This is a genomic window from Mycobacterium sp. NGS59 (assembly GCF_059812345.1).
Genome location: NZ_JCALCN010000011.1, coordinates 17730 through 39697, shown reverse-complemented (window position 1 = coordinate 39697; position 21968 = coordinate 17730). Strand labels below are relative to the sequence as shown.

General features: G+C 67.0%; 24 protein-coding genes and 1 pseudogene. 12 read left to right on the top strand and 13 right to left on the bottom strand.

What is annotated here, in order from left to right; all coding sequences use genetic code 11:
- Positions 1 to 3 precede the first annotated feature (3 nt).
- Entirely contained in the window at positions 4 to 1167 is a 1164-nt protein-coding gene (locus AC5Y46_RS14275) for an acyl-CoA dehydrogenase family protein (RefSeq protein ID WP_499991862.1), read from the top strand.
- 10 nt (positions 1168 to 1177) lie between these two features.
- On the top strand, positions 1178 to 2056 hold the full coding sequence (gene mmsB, locus AC5Y46_RS14270; RefSeq protein WP_499991860.1) for a 3-hydroxyisobutyrate dehydrogenase: 879 nt from the start codon (positions 1178 to 1180) through the stop codon (positions 2054 to 2056).
- Positions 2057 to 2125: 69 nt separating this feature from the next.
- On the opposite strand, the gene AC5Y46_RS14265 is transcribed toward mmsB, so the two are convergent.
- Genes AC5Y46_RS14265 through secY form a run of 6 tightly spaced genes read right to left on the bottom strand, consistent with a single transcriptional unit; the run spans position 2126 to position 6608 of the window.
- Positions 2126 to 2626, bottom strand: coding sequence for a MarR family transcriptional regulator (locus tag AC5Y46_RS14265; protein WP_499941469.1), 501 nt, complete (start codon positions 2624 to 2626; stop codon positions 2126 to 2128).
- A gap of 18 nt (positions 2627 to 2644) precedes the next feature.
- The gene (locus AC5Y46_RS14260; RefSeq protein WP_499991856.1) at positions 2645 to 3352 is read right to left on the bottom strand and encodes an anti-sigma factor family protein; all 708 of its coding nucleotides are present in this window, start codon (positions 3350 to 3352) and stop codon (positions 2645 to 2647) included.
- Positions 3349 to 3894, bottom strand: a complete 546-nt coding sequence (locus tag AC5Y46_RS14255) for a sigma-70 family RNA polymerase sigma factor (protein ID WP_499991853.1) — start codon at positions 3892 to 3894, stop codon at positions 3349 to 3351. The genes AC5Y46_RS14260 and AC5Y46_RS14255 overlap by 4 nt, the downstream gene beginning before the upstream one ends.
- A 45-nt stretch (positions 3895 to 3939) precedes the next feature.
- Positions 3940 to 4737: a type I methionyl aminopeptidase gene (gene map, locus AC5Y46_RS14250; protein WP_499941463.1), complete on the bottom strand. Its 798-nt coding sequence runs from the start codon at positions 4735 to 4737 to the stop codon at positions 3940 to 3942.
- A gap of 3 nt (positions 4738 to 4740) precedes the next feature.
- Positions 4741 to 5286, bottom strand: a complete 546-nt coding sequence (locus tag AC5Y46_RS14245) for an adenylate kinase (protein WP_499941461.1) — start codon at positions 5284 to 5286, stop codon at positions 4741 to 4743.
- Entirely contained in the window at positions 5283 to 6608 is a 1326-nt protein-coding gene (gene secY / locus AC5Y46_RS14240) for a preprotein translocase subunit SecY (RefSeq protein WP_499941459.1), read from the bottom strand. The genes AC5Y46_RS14245 and secY overlap by 4 nt, the downstream gene beginning before the upstream one ends.
- Positions 6609 to 6902: 294 nt before the next feature.
- Here secY and AC5Y46_RS14235 point away from each other — a divergent pair, with 294 nt between their 5' ends.
- Both AC5Y46_RS14235 and AC5Y46_RS14230 read left to right on the top strand, forming a co-directional pair.
- Complete coding sequence (locus AC5Y46_RS14235) at positions 6903 to 7838, top strand: SAM-dependent methyltransferase (RefSeq protein ID WP_499991971.1); 936 nt, start codon at positions 6903 to 6905, stop codon at positions 7836 to 7838.
- A gap of 2 nt (positions 7839 to 7840) precedes the next feature.
- On the top strand, positions 7841 to 8752 hold the full coding sequence (locus AC5Y46_RS14230; protein ID WP_499991851.1) for a class I SAM-dependent methyltransferase: 912 nt from the start codon (positions 7841 to 7843) through the stop codon (positions 8750 to 8752).
- Positions 8753 to 8769: 17 nt separating this feature from the next.
- Here the strand turns inward: AC5Y46_RS14230 and AC5Y46_RS14225 are convergent, their stop codons facing one another.
- The gene (locus tag AC5Y46_RS14225; protein ID WP_499941456.1) at positions 8770 to 9435 is read right to left on the bottom strand and encodes a GNAT family N-acetyltransferase; all 666 of its coding nucleotides are present in this window, start codon (positions 9433 to 9435) and stop codon (positions 8770 to 8772) included.
- A gap of 204 nt (positions 9436 to 9639) precedes the next feature.
- Between AC5Y46_RS14225 and AC5Y46_RS14220 the strand changes: the two are divergent.
- Both AC5Y46_RS14220 and AC5Y46_RS14215 read left to right on the top strand, forming a co-directional pair.
- Positions 9640 to 9900: pseudogene (locus AC5Y46_RS14220) on the top strand (type II toxin-antitoxin system antitoxin MazE5); the annotation flags it as partial.
- The gene (locus AC5Y46_RS14215; RefSeq protein WP_499941867.1) at positions 9897 to 10226 is read left to right on the top strand and encodes a type II toxin-antitoxin system PemK/MazF family toxin; all 330 of its coding nucleotides are present in this window, start codon (positions 9897 to 9899) and stop codon (positions 10224 to 10226) included. The pseudogene AC5Y46_RS14220 and the gene AC5Y46_RS14215, both read left to right, overlap by 4 nt.
- Before the next feature lie 127 nt (positions 10227 to 10353).
- Here the strand turns inward: AC5Y46_RS14215 and AC5Y46_RS14210 are convergent, their stop codons facing one another.
- Positions 10354 to 11715 carry a xylulokinase gene (locus AC5Y46_RS14210; protein ID WP_499991847.1) on the bottom strand — a complete coding sequence of 454 codons (1362 nt, stop codon included), beginning with the start codon at positions 11713 to 11715 and terminating at the stop codon, positions 10354 to 10356.
- Between the two features lie 30 nt (positions 11716 to 11745).
- Here AC5Y46_RS14210 and AC5Y46_RS14205 point away from each other — a divergent pair, with 30 nt between their 5' ends.
- The 3 genes from AC5Y46_RS14205 (at position 11746) to AC5Y46_RS14195 (ending at position 14359) form a co-directional block, all read left to right on the top strand.
- A complete protein-coding gene (locus AC5Y46_RS14205; RefSeq protein WP_499991845.1) occupies positions 11746 to 12729 on the top strand; it encodes an NAD(P)-dependent oxidoreductase in 984 nt (327 codons plus the stop codon).
- Complete coding sequence (locus AC5Y46_RS14200) at positions 12726 to 13379, top strand: L-fuculose-phosphate aldolase (protein WP_499991843.1); 654 nt, start codon at positions 12726 to 12728, stop codon at positions 13377 to 13379. The genes AC5Y46_RS14205 and AC5Y46_RS14200 overlap by 4 nt, the downstream gene beginning before the upstream one ends.
- Positions 13380 to 13468: 89 nt before the next feature.
- Positions 13469 to 14359, top strand: coding sequence for an MBL fold metallo-hydrolase (locus tag AC5Y46_RS14195; RefSeq protein ID WP_499991840.1), 891 nt, complete (start codon positions 13469 to 13471; stop codon positions 14357 to 14359).
- Here AC5Y46_RS14195 and AC5Y46_RS14190 read toward each other — a convergent pair.
- The 3 genes from AC5Y46_RS14190 to AC5Y46_RS14180 all read right to left on the bottom strand — a co-directional run bounded on the left by AC5Y46_RS14190 (position 14356) and on the right by AC5Y46_RS14180 (position 17095).
- Positions 14356 to 15582, bottom strand: a complete 1227-nt coding sequence (locus AC5Y46_RS14190) for a cytochrome P450 (protein ID WP_499991838.1) — start codon at positions 15580 to 15582, stop codon at positions 14356 to 14358. The two genes, AC5Y46_RS14195 and AC5Y46_RS14190, sit on opposite strands and share 4 nt — an antisense overlap.
- Positions 15579 to 16112, bottom strand: a complete 534-nt coding sequence (locus AC5Y46_RS14185) for a TetR/AcrR family transcriptional regulator (RefSeq protein ID WP_499991834.1) — start codon at positions 16110 to 16112, stop codon at positions 15579 to 15581. The genes AC5Y46_RS14190 and AC5Y46_RS14185 overlap by 4 nt, the downstream gene beginning before the upstream one ends.
- A 128-nt stretch (positions 16113 to 16240) precedes the next feature.
- Entirely contained in the window at positions 16241 to 17095 is an 855-nt protein-coding gene (locus AC5Y46_RS14180; protein WP_499991832.1) for a helix-turn-helix transcriptional regulator, read from the bottom strand.
- 74 nt (positions 17096 to 17169) lie between these two features.
- Between AC5Y46_RS14180 and AC5Y46_RS14175 the strand changes: the two genes are divergently transcribed.
- Positions 17170 to 17808, top strand: a complete 639-nt coding sequence (locus tag AC5Y46_RS14175; protein ID WP_499991830.1) for a class I SAM-dependent methyltransferase — start codon at positions 17170 to 17172, stop codon at positions 17806 to 17808.
- A 175-nt stretch (positions 17809 to 17983) separates the two neighbouring features.
- On the opposite strand, the gene AC5Y46_RS14170 is transcribed toward AC5Y46_RS14175, so the two are convergent.
- Both AC5Y46_RS14170 and AC5Y46_RS14165 read right to left on the bottom strand, forming a co-directional pair.
- Positions 17984 to 19216 (bottom strand): zinc-dependent alcohol dehydrogenase, encoded by a 1233-nt coding sequence (locus AC5Y46_RS14170; RefSeq protein ID WP_499991826.1) that lies wholly within the window; start codon positions 19214 to 19216, stop codon positions 17984 to 17986.
- Positions 19213 to 19977: an SDR family NAD(P)-dependent oxidoreductase gene (locus AC5Y46_RS14165; RefSeq protein WP_499991970.1), complete on the bottom strand. Its 765-nt coding sequence runs from the start codon at positions 19975 to 19977 to the stop codon at positions 19213 to 19215. Before AC5Y46_RS14165 ends, AC5Y46_RS14170 begins: the two co-directional genes overlap by 4 nt.
- Positions 19978 to 20104: 127 nt before the next feature.
- Between AC5Y46_RS14165 and AC5Y46_RS14160 the strand changes: the two genes are divergently transcribed.
- Together AC5Y46_RS14160 and AC5Y46_RS14155 are read left to right on the top strand one after the other, a co-directional pair.
- On the top strand, positions 20105 to 21046 hold the full coding sequence (locus tag AC5Y46_RS14160; protein ID WP_499991825.1) for a class I SAM-dependent methyltransferase: 942 nt from the start codon (positions 20105 to 20107) through the stop codon (positions 21044 to 21046).
- A 2-nt stretch (positions 21047 to 21048) separates the two neighbouring features.
- Entirely contained in the window at positions 21049 to 21963 is a 915-nt protein-coding gene (locus AC5Y46_RS14155) for a class I SAM-dependent methyltransferase (RefSeq protein ID WP_499991821.1), read from the top strand.
- The last annotated feature ends 5 nt before the right edge of the window (positions 21964 to 21968 follow it).

Here is a 21968-nt window from a genome sequence, read left to right as displayed (position 1 = left end):
CCAATGTTCACTCTCGACGACGAAGAACGGGTGATCACCGAGACGGCGGCAGCCTTCGCCGACAAGCGTCTGGCGCCCTACGCCCTGGAATGGGATGCGACCAACCACTTCCCGACCGATGTGCTGCGCGAAGCCGCCGAACTCGGCATGGCAGCGATCTACTGTCGGGAGGACGTGGGCGGTAGCGGACTGAGGCGCCTTGACGGCGTGCGCATCTTCGAACAACTCGCCATGGCCGACCCGGTCACCGCCGCGTTCCTGTCGATCCACAACATGTGCTCCTGGATGATCGACCGCTACGGCATCGAAGAGCAGCGCAAGGCGTGGGTCCCGCGACTGGCGTCGATGGACGTCATCGCCAGCTATTGCCTGACCGAGCCGGGCGCCGGTTCCGACGCCAGCGCGCTGAGCACCCGTGCGGTCAAACAGGGTTCCGATTACGTGCTCGACGGCGTCAAGCAGTTCATCTCCGGCGCCGGCACCTCCGATGTGTACGTCATCATGGCCCGCACCGGAAGCGAAGGGCCGCGCGGCATTTCGGCGTTCATCGTCGAAAAGGACACGCCCGGGCTGAGTTTCGGGGCGATGGAACAGAAGATGGGCTGGCACGCCCAACCCACCGCCCAAGTGATACTCGACGGAGTACGGGTGCCGGCCGACGCCATGCTGGGCGGCGCCGACGGCGAAGGCACCGGGTTCGGGATCGCGATGAACGGGCTCAACGGCGGCCGGCTCAACATCGCCGCATGCTCGCTGGGCGGCGCGCAGGCCGCCTTCGACAAGGCCGGCGCCTACGTCCGCGACCGGCAGGCATTCGGGGGATCCTTGCTCGACGAACCCACCATCCGGTTCGCCTTGGCCGACATGGCCACCGGACTGGAGACATCACGAATGATGTTGTGGCGGGCGGCAACTGCGCTGGACGACGACGACGCCGGCAAGGTCGAGCTGTGCGCGATGGCCAAGCGCTACGTCACCGACACCTGTTTCGACGTCGCCGACCAGGCGTTGCAATTGCACGGCGGCTACGGCTACCTGCGCGAGTACGGGCTGGAGAAGATCGTGCGTGACCTGCGGGTGCACCGCATCCTGGAAGGCACCAACGAGATCATGCGGGTGGTGATCGGCCGCGCCGAGGCCACGCGTTTCAAAGCAGCGACAGCCTAGAAAGGCACGCATGACTGAGGTTTTCGACGTCGCGGTCCTCGGTTTGGGTCACATGGGCGCGCCGATGGCGGCCAACCTGGTTGCGGCCGGGCACAACGTATTCGGGTTCGACCCCGTCGCGGGAGCCGCGGCGGCCGAAACGGGAGCCAACCTGTGCGCCACCGCCGCCGAGGCGGTGGCCGAGGCAGAAGTGGTCATCACCATGCTGCCCAACGGCCATGTGGTGAAAAGCTGCTACGACGAAGTGCTGCGCGCCGCACAGGCCGGTGCGCTGTTCATCGACAGCTCCACCATCTCGGTCGACGACGCCCGGGCGGTGCACGCGCTCGCCGAAACTCACGGCCTGGCCCAGCTCGACGCCCCGGTTTCCGGTGGCGTCAAGGGAGCGGTGGCCGGCACGCTGGCATTCATGGTCGGAGGTGACGAGGCGGTGCTGGACCGGGCCCGCCCCGTGCTGGAACCCATGGCGGGCAAGATCATTCATTGCGGCGCGGCCGGCGCCGGGCAGGCGGCCAAGTTGTGCAACAACATGGTGCTGGCGGTGCAGCAGATCGCGATCGGCGAGGCATTCGTGCTCGCCGAGAAACTGGGCCTCGCGGCGCAGTCGCTGTTCGACGTCATCACCGGCGCCACCGGCAACTGCTGGGCCGTGAGCACGAATTGCCCTGTGCCAGGCCCGGTTCCGACATCGCCGGCCAACAACGACTTCAAGCCCGGCTTCGCCACCGCGCTGATGAACAAAGACCTGGGCCTGGCGATGGACGCGGTGACCTCGACCGGTGCGGCCGCTCCGCTGGGCACCCACGCGGCAAAGATCTACGCCGAGTTCGCAACCGAGCACTCCGAGAAGGATTTCAGCGCCATCATCGAGTTGCTGCGGGCCACCTGACATTTGCGCGAGCAGACGCAAAAGCCCCCATTTCCAGCGGAAATGAGGGGCTTTTGCGTCTGCTCGCGCTCAAAAGTCACCGGCGTTGCGGCGCAACGTCTCGATCGACGACACCAGCGCCTGCGATTCCTCGGCCGCCATGCCGATATCGGCGAACACCTGCTCGTTCAGCGTGACCGTGGCGTCCTCGACGGTGGAGCGGCCGAGTTCGGTGATCTGGACCAGCGTGGTGCGCCCGTCGGTGGGATGCGGCACCCGTCGCACCAGCCCGTCGGCTTCCAGCCGCCGGATGGCATGCGTGACGCTGGTGACATGCACCTGCAGCCGGTCGGAGGCTTTGGTGATCGGCAACGCTCCGGTGCGACTGAACGCCAACAACCGCAACAGTTCGTAGCGGGAGAAGCTCAGATCGTAGGGGCGCAGCGCGGCCTCCACCCGGGCCAGCAGGATCTGATGCGCCCGCATCACCGACGTCACCGCCACCATGCCCTGGGAGACCTCTCCCCACCCGGCCCGTTCCCAGTTGGTCCGCGCCGCCGCGATCGGATCACGCTTCGCAGAGTCGGCCACGCACCTTTTCTTACCCGCTCAGAAGGCACGCTCCAACAGAACCCGGCCGTTGTCGGCGGAAACAACCTGCACCGAGGCAATTTGATCCATCGGCGTGGAAGTGCTGCCCGCCGGGGTGGCGGTGTGGCCCGGCTCGGCCACCCAGGTCGCCAGCCGCGTTTGGCTGCCGTCGCGACCGACCACCACCATGGCCAAGGTGTCGTGGTGGGCGTCGGTCGGAGCCAGGCAGTAGCACTGCAGGTTGATGGCGGTCCCCCAGCGTTGGCTGCTGAGCGAGACAGTCGAAGTCAGCAGCTCGGTGCCGACCTGCGCCATCGGCTGCACCGACACGGCCACGTTCTGGGGTGCGCCACCGAACAGGGACCCCTGCACACCGACCAGCACACCGATACCGAGCACCGCTGCCGCGACCGCAGCCGCCGCCCAGGTCGCCACCCGAGCACGTCGACGCCGCCGGCGCACGGTGTCCAGCAACGACGGCAACAACCCGGCCGGCGGTTGCGTCGTCACCGCCGAGTCGATCGCCGTCACATCCTCCCGTTTGAGCTGCCCGAGTAGCGCCGGAACGCCGCACAATTCGGCGACGGCGGCCCGGCACGGCGAGCACGTAGCCAAATGCGCTTCGAACTCGCGTCGTTCGTCCGCCGACAACGCCCCCAACACGTATGCGGCATCCCACATCGCGTAGGCGTGGTCGTCCATTTCGTCCCCCTCCTCGAACATCATCGTGTGACTCCGAGTTCCTGCAGCGCCAGCCGCAACCCCCGCACGGCGTAGTGCAGTCGCGACTTCACGGTTCCTTCCGCAATCCCCAGGTCTGTGGCTATCTGCGCGGTGGTCCAGCCGCGGTAGTAGGACCGTTCGATCACGGTCCGGTGTTCGGCGGACAGTTGGGCCATCGCGTCGGCGATCAACAAGCGGTCCAGCGCGGCGTTCACCTCGTCCGGCCCGGCCGGCTCCGGCGCACCGGCCTCGTCGGTCGAGCCGACGACGTTGCGGTGACGTGCGCTGCGCCGATCGTCGATGACCATGTTGCGGGCGACGGTGAACAGCCACGCCCGCGCCGACCGCGTACTGTCGCCGACGACTTCCGGATGCTGCCACGCCCGCAAAAGCGTCTCCTGCACCACGTCCTCGGCCTGGTTGGCGTCGGCTGTCAGCCGCAGCGCGTAGCGCCACAGCACCGCGGCATGCTCGTCGTAGAGCGCTTTCATCAAAGCGGCTTCGGCACCCACGGACGCACTCCAAGCGCCGGCCACACGAGCCACTCGATCACCTCCCGCCTACTGACACGAGGCGGAGAACCCGCAGGTTCAAACGGTCAGGATGCGCGGACCTTCTTCGGTCACGGCGACCGTGTGCTCCCAGTGCGCCGCTCGCGACCCGTCGACGGTGGTGACCGTCCACTTGTCGTCCAGGACGGTGGTCTTACCGGTGCCCAGCGTCAGCATCGGTTCGATAGCCAGCACCGAACCCGTCGCCAGCAGGGGTCCCCGGCCCGGGCTGCCCTCGTTGGGCAGGAACGGGTCCAGGTGCATCTGCCGGCCGATGCCGTGGCCACCGTAACCTTCGACGATCCCGAACGCCCGGTCGTAGCGAGCCGCGGCGGCGTGCGTACCGGTCTCGATGGCATGGGAGACGTCGGTCAGCCGATTGCCGACGACCATCGCCGCAATGCCGGCCTCCAGCGACTCCTTCGTCGCCTGCGACAGCGCCTCGTCGGCGGGGATCAAAGCGCCGATCCCGAAAGTGACAGCGGCGTCGCCGTGCCAGCCGTCCAGCACCGCGCCGCAGTCGATGGACACCAGATCTCCGGGCATCAACACCTCGGCGGCCGACGGGATGCCATGCACGACACGGTCATTGACCGAAGCGCAGATCGATGCCGGATACCCGTGATAACCCAGGAAGGACGGGACGGCACCGGCTTCGCGGATCACCGATTCGGCGACCTCGTCCAGGCTCAGGGTGGACACCCCGGCGACTGCGGCCGCCTGCACCGCGCGTAACGCGGCCGCGACGACGCCGCCAGCCGCGGCCATGGCATCGAGTTCAGCGGCGGTGCGCTGGGGTACGGTCCTGCGGCCCCGCAGCCGTGCCAGGGCACCCATCAGCTATTTGCCGAGGGCTTGCAGTGCGCGGGCAAACACCTCATCCATGCTGCCGACGGCGTCCACGGTCTTCAACTCGTCGCGGTAGTAGTCCAGCAACGGCGCGGTCTCACCCTGATAGACCTTCATCCGGTTGCGGATGACTTCCTCGGTGTCGTCGTCGCGGCCTCGGCCCTTGAGACGTTCCAGCAGCTCGTCTTCGGACACCCGGAACTCCACCACCGCGTCGATGTCGGTGCCGCGTCGTTGCAGCATGTCGTGCAACGCCTTGGCCTGCTCGACCGAACGCGGATACCCGTCCAGGATGAAGCCGTTCGCCGCATCGGAATTGTCGAGCCGGTCGTCGACGAGTTGGTTGGTCAGTTCGGACGGCACCAGATCGCCGGCGTCCAGGTATCCCTTGGCTTCCAGGCCCAGCTTGGTGCCCTCTTTGATGTTGGATCGGAACAGGTCGCCGGTGGAGATGTGCGGAATGTCGAGTTTTTCGGCCAGCTTCTGCGCTTGCGTCCCCTTGCCCGCCCCGGGCGGTCCAAGCAATACCACTCTCACTTGAGGAACCCTTCGTAGTTGCGCTGCATGAGCTGACTCTCGATCTGTTTGACCGTATCCAACCCGACGCCGATCATGATCAGAACCGCGGTACCCCCGAAGGGTAGATTCTGTATCCCGCCGCTGTTGCCCATCTGCAGGAACACGTTGGGTAGCACGGAGATCAAGCCTAGGTAGATAGAGCCCGGCAGGGTGATTCGGCTCAGCACATGACGCAGATAATCCGCCGTGGGGCGGCCGGGCCGGATACCGGGAATGAAGCCGCCGAATTTCTTCATCTCGTCGGCACGTTCGTCGGGATTGAACGTGATCGACACGTAGAAGTACGTGAAGAAGATGATCAAGCCGAAGTAGATGCCGATGTATACCGCGTTGCTGGGGTCCGACAGGTAGGTCGAGACGAATTTGGACCACCAACCGTGACCGGCACCGCCGCTGCCGCTGTTCACCAGCTGGGTGATCAGGTTGGGGATGTAGATCAACGAGGACGCGAAGATGACCGGGATGACGCCGGCCTGGTTGACCTTCAGCGGCAGATATGTCGACGTTCCGCCGTACATCCGGCGGCCCACCATGCGCTTGGCGTACTGCACCGGGATCCGTCGCTGCCCCTGCTCGACGAACACCACACCGACGATGATGAGCAGCGCCGCCGCGAGCACCGCGGCGAAGATCATGCCGCCGCGGCTCTGCAGGATCTGGTTGCCCTCGGCCGGGATGCGTGCGGCGATGCCGACGAAGATCAGCAACGACATGCCGTTGCCGATACCGCGTTCAGTGATCAGTTCGCCCATCCACATCACCAGGGCGGCGCCGGCGGTCATCACCAGCACGATCACGATCTCGGCGAAGATGCTCTGATCGGCGAGGATGTCCAGCGAGCAACCCTGCAGCAGGCCGCCGTTGGCAGCCAGCGCCACGATGCTGGTGGCTTGCAGGACGGCCAGCGCGATCGCCAGATAACGCGTGTACTGCGTCATCTTCGCCTGACCGGACTGACCTTCCTTACGCAGCTCTTCGAACCGCGGAATGACCACGGTGAGCAGCTGCACGATGATGCTGGCGGTGATGTAGGGCATCACTCCGACCGCGAACACCGTCAGCTTCAACAGCGCACCGCCGGAGAACAGGTTGATCAGCGAGTAGATCTGTCCGGCCTGGCCGCCGCTGGCCTCTTTGATGCACTGCTGGACGTTGGGGAAATTCACCCCGGGTGACGGCAACGCGGCCCCGACCCGGTACAGCACGACGATCGCCAGCGTGAAGAGGATCTTCCGTCTCAGGTCGACTGTTCGCAGCGATGAGATGAAAGCCGAAAGCACTCTTCCTCCTGCGCAGCCGAACTGTGGTCGCGGCATGCCAACCGGGATTGGCCGGCTGGGTCCTGTTCCTGATCATTCCTGGGTTATTCCGCGTGCACGTGCCCGATACCAGCAGGCCAGGACGTACGGCCTGCCACGATACAGGCGCGTCAAACCGTGTACGAGACTAACAGCCTTTCACCGCTGGTCCTTTAACGGCACCGTGCCGGCCGCGAGCGCGGCGTACAGTCTGGGTTGCTCGTTATATTTGCTAAATAACAGAAATGTATGTGGGGAGTTTGTTCGATGACCCAGATGGGCAGCGCGCGGTTCGAAGGTGACACGTGGGACCTGGCGTCCAGTGTGGGGTTGACGGCCACCATGGTCGCCGCAGCTCGGGCCCTGGCCGCACGGGACGCCGAGGGCGCGGGTGCGGTGGCCACCGACCAGTTCGCCGAGCCGCTGGTGCGCGCCGTCGGTGTCGACTTCTTCACCCGGCTCGCCACCGGTGAACTCGATCTGGCCGACCTCGACGAGGAAACGGCAACCGGCACCGTGCATTTCGCCAACGCAATGGCCGTCCGGACCAGGTTCTTCGACGACTTCTTCAGCTCTGCCACCGGTGCCGGGATCCGGCAGGCCGTCATCTTGGCCGCGGGTCTGGACTCGCGCGCCTACCGGCTGCGGTTGCCGTCGGGCACGACGGTGTTCGAGGTCGACCAGCCCGCGGTGATCGAGTTCAAGACCGCGACGCTGTCCGGCCTAGGCGCCGAACCCACCGCCGACCGCCGGACGGTGGCCGTCGACCTACGCGAAGACTGGCCGGCCGCCCTGCGCGAAGCCGATTTCGACGCCACCCAGCGCACGGCCTGGATAGCCGAGGGGTTGCTGGGGTATCTGCCGGGCGAAGCCCAGGACCGGCTGCTCGATCAGATCACCGCGCTGAGCGTGCCGGGCAGCCGCTTCGCCACCGAAGGACTGCTCGACATCAACGAGCTCAACGAGGACGAACTGCGGCGCCGGATGCGTCGCCAGAACGAGCGCTGGAGCCGGCACGGGCTGGACTTCGACATGGCCGCGCTGGTGTATTTCGACGACCGCACCGACGCGGACACCTACCTGGCGGCCCACGGCTGGCAGACGAACACGGCGGCCAACGCCGAGCTGTTCGCCGAGCACGGGCTGCAAGCGGCCGAAGGTGACGACGCCCCGTTCGGCGAGGTGGTCTTCCTCAGCGCGGAGCGGCAGTGACGATGCCTACCCAGTCACAGCGAGCCAGCGGCGACAGCTGGGATCTGGCCTCCAGCGTGGGAGCCACCGCGACGATGGTCGCGGCCGCCCGAGCCGTGGCCAGCGAGCAGGACAACCCGGTCATCACCGATCCGTTCGCGGCGCCGCTGGTGCGAGCCGTCGGCGTCGACTTCTTCGTCCGCCTGCTCGACGGCGACCTGGCGGACGATGCTCCCGAGCACGACTTCGCGTTGGAGATCGACTCCATTGCCGTCCGCACCCGCTTCTTCGACGAATTCCTCCTCGACGCCGCCGGTGCCGGGGTTGCGCAAGTGGTCATCCTGGCCGCCGGCCTGGACGCGCGCAGCTACCGGTTGAAATGGCCGCGTGGCGTCGTGGTGTACGAAATCGACCAGCCCGAGGTCATCGACTTCAAGAACACCGCGATGTCGGCGCTGGGCGCCACCCCGTCGGCGCACCGCAAGTGGGTCGGCGTGGACCTACGCGACGACTGGCCGACGGCGTTGCGCGGCAACGGTTTCGACCCGAATCTGGCCACGGCCTGGATTGCCGAGGGTCTGTTGATGTACCTCCCGCCGCAAGCGCAGGACCAACTGTTCGACAACATCACCGCGCTGAGCGGGCCGGGCAGCCGGCTGGCCACCGAATACCACCCCGACTCGGGCGTGGCGATGGCGGAACGCGCACAGCAGTTCAACCAGCGGTGGGCCAGTTTCGGCTGCGACATCGACCTGGCGGGACTGTTCTATGACGGTAAGCGCAGCAACGTGGTCGACTACCTGACCGGACTCGGGTGGCAGGTCAACACCCGTCCCCGGCGGGAGCTGTTCGCCGAATACGGTCGCACCTTCCCCGACGACTCCGAGTTGGCTCAACTGCGCAACATCGTCACCGTCACCGCGACCCGGGGCTGACCGCGAAACGCGTTGCGCTACTCGGGGTTAGCGGCGGGCGCGCGCACCACCATCGGGACGGCCGGGAAGGCCCAGGCCATCTCCGAGCGTGACTTGCGCAGCGCCGCGGTGCCGAAACCCTTCTTGCGGTGCTCGGGGTGAATCCAGATCCGGACGTTCACCTCGCCATGCAGGAGTTCGCCGAACACCATCCCGACCTTCTCCCCGGAATCCTCGGCCACGAACCACACGGCCTCTTCGTCGTGCAGCCGTTTAAGCGCCTTGCTGATCTCGTCGTCGATGCTGCCGGCGGGCGCACCGGATCCGTCACCGGCGAACTTGATCTCTTCGGTGCGGGTGGTGAAGATGTCACGGTCTTCGGCGGCCGAGAACGCCCGCAGCTCCAGGGTCTCCCCCGAGCTGGCCGGCCGCTCCTGGAGAGCGAAGCTGAGCTGCTTGTTCAAGTCGTCGAGCTCGGCCAGGATCTTCGCCCGGGCATCCTGGGTGAGCTGGTCGAACGACATACTCATCACGGCTTCGGCGGCCAGATGCGAGGTGCCCAGCAACTTCACGATCGCCTCGACCGCGGCGGACTTGTTCTTGGCCTCCACGATGGCGTCGGCGACCTCATGCCGGCGTTCCAGCGCGGCCAGCAAGGCGTCTGCGATCTCTCGACGAACGGCGGTCTGGTCGTGGTCGGTCATTGCATAAGCCTAGAACGCCACGCGCGGATGCGCGCCACCGATCCTTCGGTACCGGTTCTTGACCTTTCGTGGCTTCGGCCTCAATTCGGGCTTCGCGAAGGCCGGCCACGGCACGGTGCCTTCCGCCGCTGAGGAGGCCCTGAGCCCGGAGGTCGCCGCGCGCTTCACCAGGTTGGTGCGCCAAAACTTGCAGCGGAGTTTGCACCGCAGTCGTGGCATAATAATGGCATGAATCGCATACGCCTGAGCACTACTGTCGATTCCCTGCTGCTGAGCAGTGCACGCAGCGTGCGGAGCGGGATCACTGACGCAGCGCTGATCGACGAGGCCCTTGGGGCATTACTTGCTCGTCATCGATCGGCTGAGGTGGATGCGAGCTATGCGGCCTACGACAAGCACCCCATTGATAAGCCCGACGAGTGGGGCGATCTAGCGTCGTGGCGTCGGGCGGCTGGGGACTCGTGAGCGCACTTCCGGCGCGCGGAGAGGTGTGGTGGTGCGAAATGGCCGGAATCGGCCGACGTCCAGTAGTTGTGCTGTCGCGCGATGCGGCGATCCCGCGGCTTCGACGGGCACTCGTCGCTCCCTGCACCACAAACATCCGTGGGCTGGCCAGCGAGGTTGTTCTTGAACCGGGTCTGGATCCGATCCCACGCCGTTCCGCGGTGAATTTGGACTCGGTCGAAAGTGTGTCGGTCGGGGTGTTGGTGAATCGGCTTGGCAGGCTCGCCGACACGCGGATGCGCGCCATTTGCACGGCTCTCGAGGTCGCGGTCGACTGCTCTGCGTGACACGTTAGCGCACCAGCGAGAACCCGAGACGCATAGCAGTATCCCATATCTTTCTCATCGGTGCCATGGTGATATATGAAGGCGTTCAACAGGTCTCGGGAGCGATTGAACTCATCCGCACTGACCACTAGCTGTGGCTCAATCGCGATCCACTGAGCTCCAGGAACCGCCGATACCGGTCCTTGGTCGGCCCGATCCACTCCGGGCGGGGTTCGACGACGTGCCCGACGCGTGCCCAGCGGGCGGCGTCGGTGATCACCGATTCCAGGCCGACGGCCAGCCGGGCCAGGAACGCCGCACCCAGCGCGGCCCCCTCCGGGGCTGCGGAGATTTCGACCGGGCGACCGGTGACGTCCGCGAGGGCTTGCATCCAAGGCTGCACCCGGGTGCCGCCGCCCGAAGCGACGATGCGCCGCACCGGAGCGCCGCTCAATTCCAGGATCTGCCGGACGACGAACCCCGAGGCCTCGTAGGCCGCGCGCCGCAGCGCTGCGGAGTCGTGCGTGAGATCCACCCCGTCCAGCAGCGCGCGCCGGTCCGGGTCATGGAACGGGGTGCGTTCGCCGCGGATGTAGGGCAGCCAGACCGGAACCCGCCGCGGGTCGGTCGTCGTCGGATCACCTTGCGCCAGAACACGATCCACCCATCCAAGGAACAACCCGCCGGCATTGCTGGCCCCGCCGATCATGCTTTTGCCCGGCGCCGTGTGCGGGATGGTCCACAACCCGGGCACCTGCCTGGCTTCGGGAACCGTGATCCAGACGATCAGCGTGGTGCCGCACAGCACCAGCACATCGCCGTCGTGATCGGCGCCGGCGACGATCTGCTCGCACAACGCGTCGATCGCCCCGGTGGCCAGCACGGCCGAATCCTTCGAGGCGGCATGCACCTGCCCCACCGGCGCACCGAAGGTCTCGACCCGCGGCATCTGCTCGGCGCGGGCGCCGCAGTCGGCGCACGCCGCCGGGTTCCATCCCGTTCCGTCGAACAACGGAAGCGTGGTGATGGCGGTGGCGAAGTCGACCACCGCCTCGCCGGCCAGCGCGTGGTTGGCCACCGCCGGCGCGGGCCAGTACCCGGCGGCTTCCGGCGCTTGCGCCGCCGTCCAGCGCAGGAACTCGGCCGCCTCGCCCACTGCCGGCACCGGTTGCTCGGACGCGTCGAGCACCCGGCCGCGGCTGTCGCCGTACAGCAGGCCCGGTGTGACGGGACGGCCCGCGGTGTCGACGGCCGTCATCGACGGCACCATCGACGACACCGCCACCGCCTGCACCCTGCGCGTCGCGGGTTCGGCCAGCCGATGCAACGCCACCACCGGACCCTGGCGCCACGCCTCGTCGGCGTCGTGTTCGAGTTGGTCGGGCTCGGGCACCCTCAGCTGATGCGGGATCCGCACCCGCGCCAGCACGCGGCCGTTCTCGTCGGCCGCGACCGCTTTGGCCGCCGTGGTGCCGACGTCGATGCCGATCGTGACGTCTTCGCGTGACACGGGCGTCACGGTACGCCAGCATTGGCAGACGTGACCCCTCGACCGCGTGCCCTGGTAACCGCCCCGCTGCGCGGACCCGGGTTCGACAAACTGCGCCGGCTGGTCGACGTGGTGTACGACCCATGGATACGTGAGCTCGATCCGCTCCGCATCTACAGCGCCGAACAACTGGCCGAGCGGATCACTGCCGAAGTTGCCGAAATCATTGTGGTGGAAGGTGATTCGGTCAAGGGACCGGTGCTGCAGCTGGGTCTGCGCGCGGTGGCGTCCACTCGCGGCGACCCCAACAACGTGGATGTGCCCGCCGCCACTGCCGCCGGCGTCCCGGTGTTGTACACCCCCGGCCGCAACGCCGACGCCGTCGCCGAACTGACGGTGGCGTTGCTGCTGGCCGCCACCCGCGGGTTGCTGAGCGCGGACGCGGATGTGCGCAGCGGCAACATGTTTCGCGATGGCACCATCCCGTATCAGCGGTTCCGCGGCCCCGAGATCTCGGGACTGACCGCCGGACTGGTGGGTTTGGGGGCCGTCGGCCGGGCCACCCGCTGGCGGCTGACCGGGCTGGGCCTGCGGGTCATCGCCTACGACCCGTACAGCGACCAGGCTCAGCACAGCCTCGACGAGCTGCTGGCCGAATCCGACGTCGTCTCGCTGCACGCGCCGGTCACCGAGGACACCGCCGGGATGATCGGCGCCCGCGAGTTCGCCGCCATGCGCGACGGTGTCGTCTTCCTCAACACCGCGCGCGCCCAGCTGCACGACACCGACGCATTGGTCGAGGCGTTGCGCAGCGGCAAGGTGGCCGCCGCCGGACTGGATCATTTCGCCGGCGAATGGCTGCCCACCGATCACCCGCTGACGGCCATGCCCAACGTCGTGCTGACCCCGCACATCGGTGGGGCCACGTGGAACACTGAGGCCCGGCAGGCGCAGATGGTTGCCGACGATCTGGAGGCACTGCTGTCCGGCGCGAGACCCGCCCATATCGTCAACCCGGAGGTGCTGGGCTCATGAAGTTCGTGGAGGACACCGAAGCCGCGGTGTTGGCCGCGGCCAAGGACATGCTGCGCCGGGGCCTGGTCGAAGGGACGGCCGGCAACATCTCGGCGCGCCGCCCCGACGGCAACCTGGTGATCACGCCGTCGTCGGTCGACTACGCGGACATGGCGCTCGACGACCTGGTGCTGGTCGACCCGGAGGGCGCCGTGCTGCACGCGAAGGAAGGCCGCATGCCGTCCACCGAGATGGCGCTGCACCTGGCGTGTTTCCACGCGTTCGACGACATCGGCAGTGTCATCCACAGCCATCCGGTGTGGGCGACCATGTTCGCCGTTGCGCACCAGCCGATTCCGGCCTGCATCGACGAATTCGCGGTCTACTGCGGCGGTGATGTCCGGTGCGCCGAGTACGCCGCGTCGGGCACGCCCGATGTCGGTGCCAATGCGGTCAAGGCTTTGGAGGGCCGCGGGGCCGCGCTGATCGCCAACCACGGTCTGGTGGCGGTGGGCCCGCGGCCCGACAAGGTGCTGCACATCACCGCCCTGGTCGAGCGCACCGCGCAAATAGCCTGGGGTGCAAGGGCGCTCGGCGGGCCGGTGCCGGTACCGGAGGAAGTGAACCGAAATTTCGCCGGGGTGTACAGCTACCTGCGAGCGAACTCCTGAACCGCGTTGTTTTACGCGCCCACCGTGAATTCTGCGACGCGACACGCGGCACTTGCGTCGCGCAATTCACACTCACCGCGAGGAGGGAGATGATCCCGGTACAGCTCGGCCGCGCCCGCCTGACGCGAGTGGTGGAACTGCGGTTCGACCTGCCCACCGGTGCTTTAGCGCACACGCCGGCGCAGGGTTGGGACGACAACGCCGACCTGCTGGTGCCGCACTTCTTCGACCCTGGCACCGATCGGTGGCATATCGCGGTTCAGAGCTGGATCGTCGAGGTCGACGGTTTGACCGTCGTGGTGGACACCGGCGTCGGCAACGACCGCGCCCGCCCGCAGCTGCCGCCGCTGGACCACCTGGACACTCCGTTCCTGGCCGCACTGGAGTCGGCCGGGGTCGACCGCAACGATGTCGACGTCGTGGTCAACACCCATCTCCATTCCGACCATGTCGGGTGGAACACCATGCGCGACAACGATTCCTGGGTGCCGACGTTTCCCAACGCCCGCTACCTGGTACCCGAAGCCGACTACCGTTACTTCCACCCCGACGCGACCGCGGCACTGACCGAAGAAGAACAGTTGAGTCACCGCCTCGTCTTCGAGGACAGCGTCCTGCCCGTCGACCACCAGATCGTCCAGTGGTCCGACGACTACCAGATCAGCCCGTCGCTGCGACTGCGCCCCGCCCCCGGGCACACGCCGGGTTCGTCGGTGCTGTGGCTGGATGCGGGCCGGCCGGCGGTCTTCGTCGGCGACCTCACGCACAGTCCGCTGCAAATACGTCGACCCGATGATGCGTGCGCGTTCGACGTGGACGCCGACGCCGCCGCGGTCACCCGGCGCCGGATCTTCACCGAGGCGATCGCGGCCGGCGCCACTGTCGTGCCGGCGCACTATCCGGGTCGTGGCGGGGCGACCCTGCGTGCCGTCGAGGACCGGTTCGATGTCGACCAGTGGCTGGACATCGGACCGCTCTAATTGAGGCTGACCGGCAGTGACTCGTAGACGGTCATGTTGTTGGCCATGTTCGGCAGCAGCAGCCTCGGCTGCTCGAGCTCAATCTCGTTGGTGTTCAACAGTATTTCGTCGAGGGCGGCCCTGACCTCAGCCCGGGCCAGCATGGCACCCAGGCAGTGATGGGCGCCGCCGCCGCCAAAGGATTGATGTGGATTGGGATCACGACGGATGTCGAAGCGATAGGGATCGACGAAGACGTCTTCGTCGCGGTTGGCCGAGCGCAACATGGTCACCACGCGTGCGCCCGCCGGGATCGGCGTGTCACCGAGGATGACGTCCTTGGTCGCGCCACGCACCCAGAACATGATGGGTGTGGAATATCGGATCACTTCCTCGACCGCGGTGCGACGCGCGTCGGGATCCGACCGGTAGATCGCGATCTGTTCGGGATTGGCGACGAACGCTCTGATGCCGTCGCACAATGCATTTCGTGTGGTGTCGGCGCCCGCCAACCCCAGGATGAAGAAGAAGATCTCCAACTCGTTGGCCGGGAGTAAGAACGTCTCCCCCGTCTCCGCGGTGATCTCGGTGGTGCACAGTGCGCTCCAGATGTCGTCGACGGGATCGGCGCGCTTGCGGGCGGTCAGATCGCTGGCGTATTGAAACAGTTCCATGAAGGGCATCAGGTCGTCGCCCCCCGGGATCGACAGCTGCCCGCCCGCGGTCTTGAGCACCTTGTCGATCAGACCGAACACATGGGACCGGTCCTGCTCGGGGATGCCGACGATGTCACCGATCACCGATATCGGCAATCCCGCTGCCAGATCGACGAATTCGCCACCGCCGGCGTCCAGCAGCGCGCCCGCCATCGCCTTGGCCCGGGCCCGGATCCCGTCTTCCAGCTTGGCCACCGCGCGTGGCGTGAACGCCCGGGTGATCACCCTGCGGCGGACGGTGTGGTCGGGCGGGTCCAGGCTCACGATCGCGGGATAGATGTCGAACAGCGGCATGTCCTGGATCAGCGGGCCGCGAGTTGCGGTGAACGACTCGTAATCGCGGTGCACTCGCGCCACGTCGGTATGCCTGGTGCACACCCAGAATTCGCGTCCGACAGCGGATTTGACGTCCTCGGTGAGCTGCTGGTGAAACACCGGGGTGCGGGCGCGCAATTGGGCGAACAAGTCTTCGGGGAACTGCGACGCCCAGATCGCCGGATGGGCGAGGTCGATTGTGGTGTCGGTCATCGGATCTCCTCGCGCAGCCCGTTGATAATCAGCCGCAGCCCATAAGTGAAGGTCTGCTGGTCCACCGCATTCAGGTGGGCGAGCTGCACCGACCCCAGCAGGTGGATGTACAGCGCAGTGTGGGCCGCTTCGAATTGCGGAGTGGGCAAACCGGATTCGTGCAGAATGGTCCGCGATGCCCGGTCCATCTCGGTCGCCGCGGCGGTGTGCGGATGGTCCAACAGCAGGGCCGCGATGCCCGGCACCTCGATGAGCACGGTCCACGCACTGGTGTAGAGCGCGACCAGACGCGATTCCCAATCGCCGTGGCGCGGCACCTCGATCTGCGCGAGCACCGATTCGATCAGCAGGTCGAGCAGTTCGGACTTGTCGCGCACGTGGTAGTACACCGACGACGGTCTGGTTCCGGCTTCCGCGGCCAACGCGCGCATGGTGACCCGGTTGACGCCGACTCGTTTGGCCAACTGCCACAGATGCCTTGTCAGATGCGCGCGGTCCAGGGCCCCGTATCGCAGCACCGGCGCCTCCACGCCGCCTCCCCCCGTTGGTTCTTTCGAACAACGTTCTGATTAGAACAGTGTTCGAGTCGGGCTGTCAACGGATGCCATGGCCGAGCGGGACTCCTACGACCCGACACGCCGGGGACGCGTCGGGCGATTCACACTCGATGGGCGCCCTGGCCGGCGCGCCACTGCCGAGGGGTGCCGCCGTGTGTCCGGCTGAACAGTCTGCTGAAGTACCCGGGATCGGATATGCCGACCCGCCGGGCGACCTCACCGACGGGGAGATCCGTCTCGGCGAGCAGGTCGCGTGCCGCCGCCATCCGGCGCTCGATGATCCACTCCTGCACGGTGCGTCCGGTGCGACGACGTACCACGGTCGTCAGGTGCCCGGGTGTCAGCCCGACCTCGGCTGCCACGTCCCGCAGCGACAGCGGCTCACCGCGGCGCTTGTCGATCACCGCGAACACTTCGGCCAGCAGCGGTTCGCCGTTACGACGAAGATCGGCCACCACGTCGTGGGCCAGGCGGGCGAGTTCGATCAGCAGCAGCGTCAGGTGCGCCAGGGCGGCCTGACGGTAACCCTCCTGACGCTCGCTCAACTCGCATTCGATCGCGCGGATCGCGGCATCCCACACCGATCGCCGGTCGGCGGGCACCTCCAGACACAGCACCCCGCCGGCCTCACCGTGCAGGAACGGGAACAGCAGCGGATGTGTCTGCCAGGCCGGCCACGGCGACCCCGCGTCCCCGCCGAGAGCCACCGGATCGAAGAACACCGCGAACCCGTCCTCAGCGGCAACTATCTGTTGTGGCTCGAGCACCTTGCCGGGCGCGACCACCCGAACCACACCCGCAACCGGTGTGTACCACAGGGCGGGAAAATCGTGGATATGCGCGTGCGGCTCGACGAGTTCGTCGCGCCGGGCTACCGAGACGGGAGGCGTGTCCGGATCACTTCGGTACCGATAGACGGGCACACCACCGCGATGCCGGCTGAGGCGGGTGGACATGCAACCAAAGATAGTCCCTATTTCGACGACAATCACCCAATTGCTCGGCGCTACATCGCGACAGAATGAATCATATGACCAAACATCATCCACATGACTATCTTCCGGCCACGGCTCATCCTGCCCTGCTGCCCGCGTATGACCTGATCGCCCGGCTGATGGGACTTACCCGCGTCTATCCCCGGCTCGTCGCGCAGGCCGAACTCGCCGACGGCCAGCGTGTCCTGGAAATCGGTTGCGGCACCGGCAATGTCATCATCGCGGCCAAGCGCTCCCGGCCCGGAATCGATGCCGTCGGGTCCGATCCCGACCCGCAGATCTTGGACCGGGCGCGACGCAAGGCGGCCGGCTTGAGCGGGATTCGGTTCGACCAGGCGTATGCCGAGCGATTGCCCTATGCCGACGGCGAATTCGACCGGGTGCTGTCATCGATGATGCTGCATCATCTTCCCGACGATGCGAAACCGGCTGCGGCGGCCGAGGTTCTGCGGGTGCTGCGTCCGGGCGGCAGCCTGCACCTGGTCGATATCGGTGGTGAGGCTCATACCCACAGCGGACCGTTGACACGACTGCTGCGGCACCAACACCACCATGCCGCCTGCCCGATCCCGGACCTGTTGCGGGCGGCCGGATTCGAGTGCACGCAGGTCGGCGTGCAGCCGCATCGCCTACTCGGACAGTTGGTGTATTACCGCGCCACCCGCCCGGCCTAGCCGGTCGCGACATCAGCGGCCGCCACTTCGCCTGCCCGAAGCGCACTTCCGCGATCGAGCGGGAATGTACGGGAACTCAATAGTCGGAGAAAATCGTCTCGACGCTGCAGGTAGCCGGCGCCGACGGGCAGCTCGAATGCGGTGATCGCCGTAACACGCAGACGATGGCTCACGATCAGCGCTGATCGATCGCCACCTTCACCGCGCCGCTACGGCCCTGATCGGCGATCGCCAGAAAAGCCTCGCGCCATTGCTCCAAACGGAAGGTGTGAGTGAGCATGCGGCGCAGGTCGATTCGGCCGGCAGTCACGAGGTCGAGGTAGTGCTCGATGGCGTGCTTGCGCTGCCCGTCGACCTCCTCGACGCCGAACGTGTTGGACCCGACCCAGCTGATCTCCTTGAAGTACAGCGGGCTCCACTCCCACCGCCCGGGCGCGTGCACCCCGGCCTTGACCAGCGTTCCCCGCGCGGTCAGCACCCGCACCCCGACTTCGAAGGTCTCCGGCTTGCCGACGGTGTCGTAGACGACGTCGACCGCGCCGGGATGGGCCATCGGCAACAGCAGCAGCGGCTGCCGTAACCGGCCCCCGCCCCAGGCCGCCAATTCCTCAATGACGGCCAGACGCGGTTCGTGCGCAACGACTTTGGCGGCCCCGAACCCGCGGGCCAGCTCGGCCTGGGCGTCGAAACGAGCCACCACCGCCACCGCCACGTCCGGATAGAGCGTCCGAAGTATCGCGACCGCGCACAGCCCCAGCGACCCGGCGCCGTAGACCAGCGCGCGTCCCGAGGCAGGTGGCGGATGTCTGGTGATCGCGTGCAGGGACACCGAGAACGGGTCGGCGAACACGGCCGCTTCGTCGGGCAGCGAGTCCGGCACCGGAAACAGCATGCTGTCGTGGGCGGGCATCAACTCGGCGTAGCCGCCGGTGACCTCAGCCGAGACACCGGTGTGGATGCCGGCCTTGATGTCCCCGTCGGTGAAGCTCCAGCACAGGCTGTAGTCGCCGTTTTCACAAGCGGGGCAGAGCTTTTCGATGCCGCGCGGCACGCAGGACAGCCAGGGATTGAGCACCACGCGTTGGCCGACCTCGAGTCCCCGGGCGCCGGGTCCCAACTCGATCACGTCGGCAACCACCTCGTGGCCCATGACCTGCGGGAAGGAACAGAACGCCGCCATCGCGTTGTCCGCGTCGTCCTCGCCGAAGTCCATCAGGATCTGCTTGGAATCCGATCCGCAGATGCCGGTCAACCGCGGCCGGGTGATCACCCAATCCGGGCGCAGCAGAGCCGGATCGGGCACGTGCCGCAAAGCCGTCGGGGTATGGGCGAGGTTGCGCACCAGTGGGCCGGCGTCGTCGGGAACCTGGACCGGCTCCGGCGCCACACCGTAGACGAGTGCTTTCACTGCCGTCCCATGGCCGCGGCACCGGCGATGAATGCGTCGAGGTCGGCGTTCTTGGCGTCGACCACCGCTTTCAGGTCGGGCACGTAATGCTCGAATCGATCGGTCCCGAGGGCTGCGATGATGCCCCGGGCGGCTTCGTCGGCAGCGACCTTGGGTCCGCGGTAGAAGGGTTCGTCGTTGTCGGGCTGGTCCCAGATCTCGGTGTCGACGGGGCCGAGCTGGATCAACTTCACCGCGACGCCGGTGTTCACCAAATCGATCGCCATCGCTTCGCTCCAGCCGCACAACGCGAACTTGCTTGCGCAGTAGGCGGATTCACCTTTGATGCCGAGCCGCCCGGCGATACTGGCCACATTGACGATCAGCCCCGAGCGCCGCGCCAGCATCCGCGGCAGCAGGGCCAGCGTCAGCCGCATCGCGGCGACGAAGTTGACCTGCAGGACGGCCTCGACCTCGTCGGGCTTGAGTGCGGTGACGGCCCGCCGTTTGGGGATGGCGGCGTTGTTGACCAGCACGTCGATCCCGCCCATCGCATGCCAGGCCTGCAGCGCCAACCGGCTGGCGGTGATGGCGTCGGCGAGGTCGGCCGTCCACATCACCGAATCCGGCGAGGTGGTGCGGCAGTCGGCCAGTACCTCGGTCAGCCGGTCCTTCCGGCGGGCGATCAGCCCCACCACCGCCCCTTGGCCAGCCGCCATCCTGGCCAGGGCCGCACCGACGCCCGACGAGGCACCCGTGATGAGCACTCGTTTGCCTGCCAACCGAAACGAACTCGGGTCAGTCATGGCTCCAGGTTGCCGTGCAGCGAAGGCTTGGGGACCGGTTTCGGCGCGAAAGATTTGTTATGTTGGCTAAGTATCAATTGGTCACGAGCGAATGAGGCATCCCATGACTTCCAGCGGAGCACGATACGACGGCGACACGTGGGACCTTGCCTCCAGTGTCGGGGTGACCGCGACCATGGTGGCCGCCGGCCGCGCGATGGCGACGCGCGCCGAGAACCCGCTGATCAACGACCCGTTCGCCGAGCCGCTGGTGCGCGCCGTCGGCGTGGACCTCCTCACCCGGCTGGCGTCCGGAGAGACCACCGTCGCCGAGCTCGACAACGATCCGCAGCGCCCGTTCAGCGGCGTCGCCAACGTCGCGGAGAACATGGCGGTCCGCACCAAGTTCTTCGACGAGTTCTTTCTGGAGGCGACGGCGGCGGGCATCAAGCAGGCCGTGATCCTGGCCTCCGGGCTGGATGCGCGGGCCTACCGGCTGCCGTGGCCGGACGGGACCGTGGTCTACGAGATCGACCAGCCGCAGGTCATCGAGTTCAAGTCCCGCACCCTGGCCGAGCTGGGTGCCACGCCCAGTGCGGACCAGCGCACCGTGGCCGTCGACCTGCGGGACGACTGGCCAACGGCATTGCGCGAAGCCGGATTCGACGCCACCCAGGCCACCGCGTGGAGCGCGGAGGGGCTGCTCGGATACCTGCCGCCGGAAGCCCAGGACCGGCTGCTGGACACGATCACCGAACTCAGCGCACCGGGCAGCCGGTTGGCCACCGAGGGCATGAACCGAACCGAGCCCGTCGACGACAGCCAACTCGAACAGCACATGCACAAGGTTTCCGAGCGTTGGCGATCACACGGTTTCGACATCGACATGGGCAATCTCATCTACCTCGGCGAGCGCAACGAAGCTTCGGCGTATCTGTCCGAGCGCGGGTGGCGCATGACCGCTATCCCGCTTCCCGAGTTGCGGGCGGCCAACGGTCTTCCGCCGGCCGTGGTGGAGGAGGATGCACCGGTGGTCGAGATGCTTTACGTCAGTGGGACCCTGTAGGCATGCCACGCGCTCACGACGACAACTGGGATCTGGCGTCCAGCGTCGGCGCCACCGCGACCATGGTCGCGGCTGGGCGCGCGATGGTGACCAAGTCCCCCGACGGCCTGATCGACGACCCGTTCGCCGAACCACTGGTACGCGCGGTCGGGGTGGATTTCTTCACCAAGATGCTCGACGGTGAACTCGACCCCGACGCGTTCGAGAACATCACCCCGGAGCGGGTGCAGGCGATGATCGACGGAATGGGCGTGCGCACCAAGTACTTTGACGAGTACTTCGCCGAAGCCACCGGCGCCGGGGTCCGTCAGGTGGTGATCCTGGCCTCGGGGTTGGACGCCCGCGCCTACCGGTTGCCGTGGCCGGACGGGACGGTGGTCTACGAGATCGACCAACCGCAGGTGATCGAGTTCAAGACGACCACGCTGGCCGACCTCGGCGCCGAGCCCACCGCTGTCCGGCGCACCGTCGCCATCGATCTGCGCGGAGACTGGCCGACGGCGCTGCGCGAAGCCGGCCTGGACCCGAGCCGGCCGACGGCATGGCTGGCCGAGGGTCTGCTGATCTATCTGCCGCCCGACGCCCAGGACCGGCTGTTCGACAACATCGCCGCGCTCAGCGTCCCGGGCAGCACCATCGCCACCGAATTCGTGCCTGGCATCGTGGATTTCGACGCCGACAAGGTCCGGGACATGTCTCCGTCGTTACGCGACCACGGCGTGGACATCGACATGGCATCCCTGGTCTACGCCGGTGAACGCAACCACGTGGTCGACTATCTGCGCGCCAAGGGCTGGGAGGCCGACGGAGTGACCCGCACCGAACTGTTCCGACGCCACGGGTTGCGTGTCCCCGACCCCAGCGAGGACGACCCGCTGGGCGAGATCATCTTCATCAGCGCCCGCCTGACCGGTTAGTCACC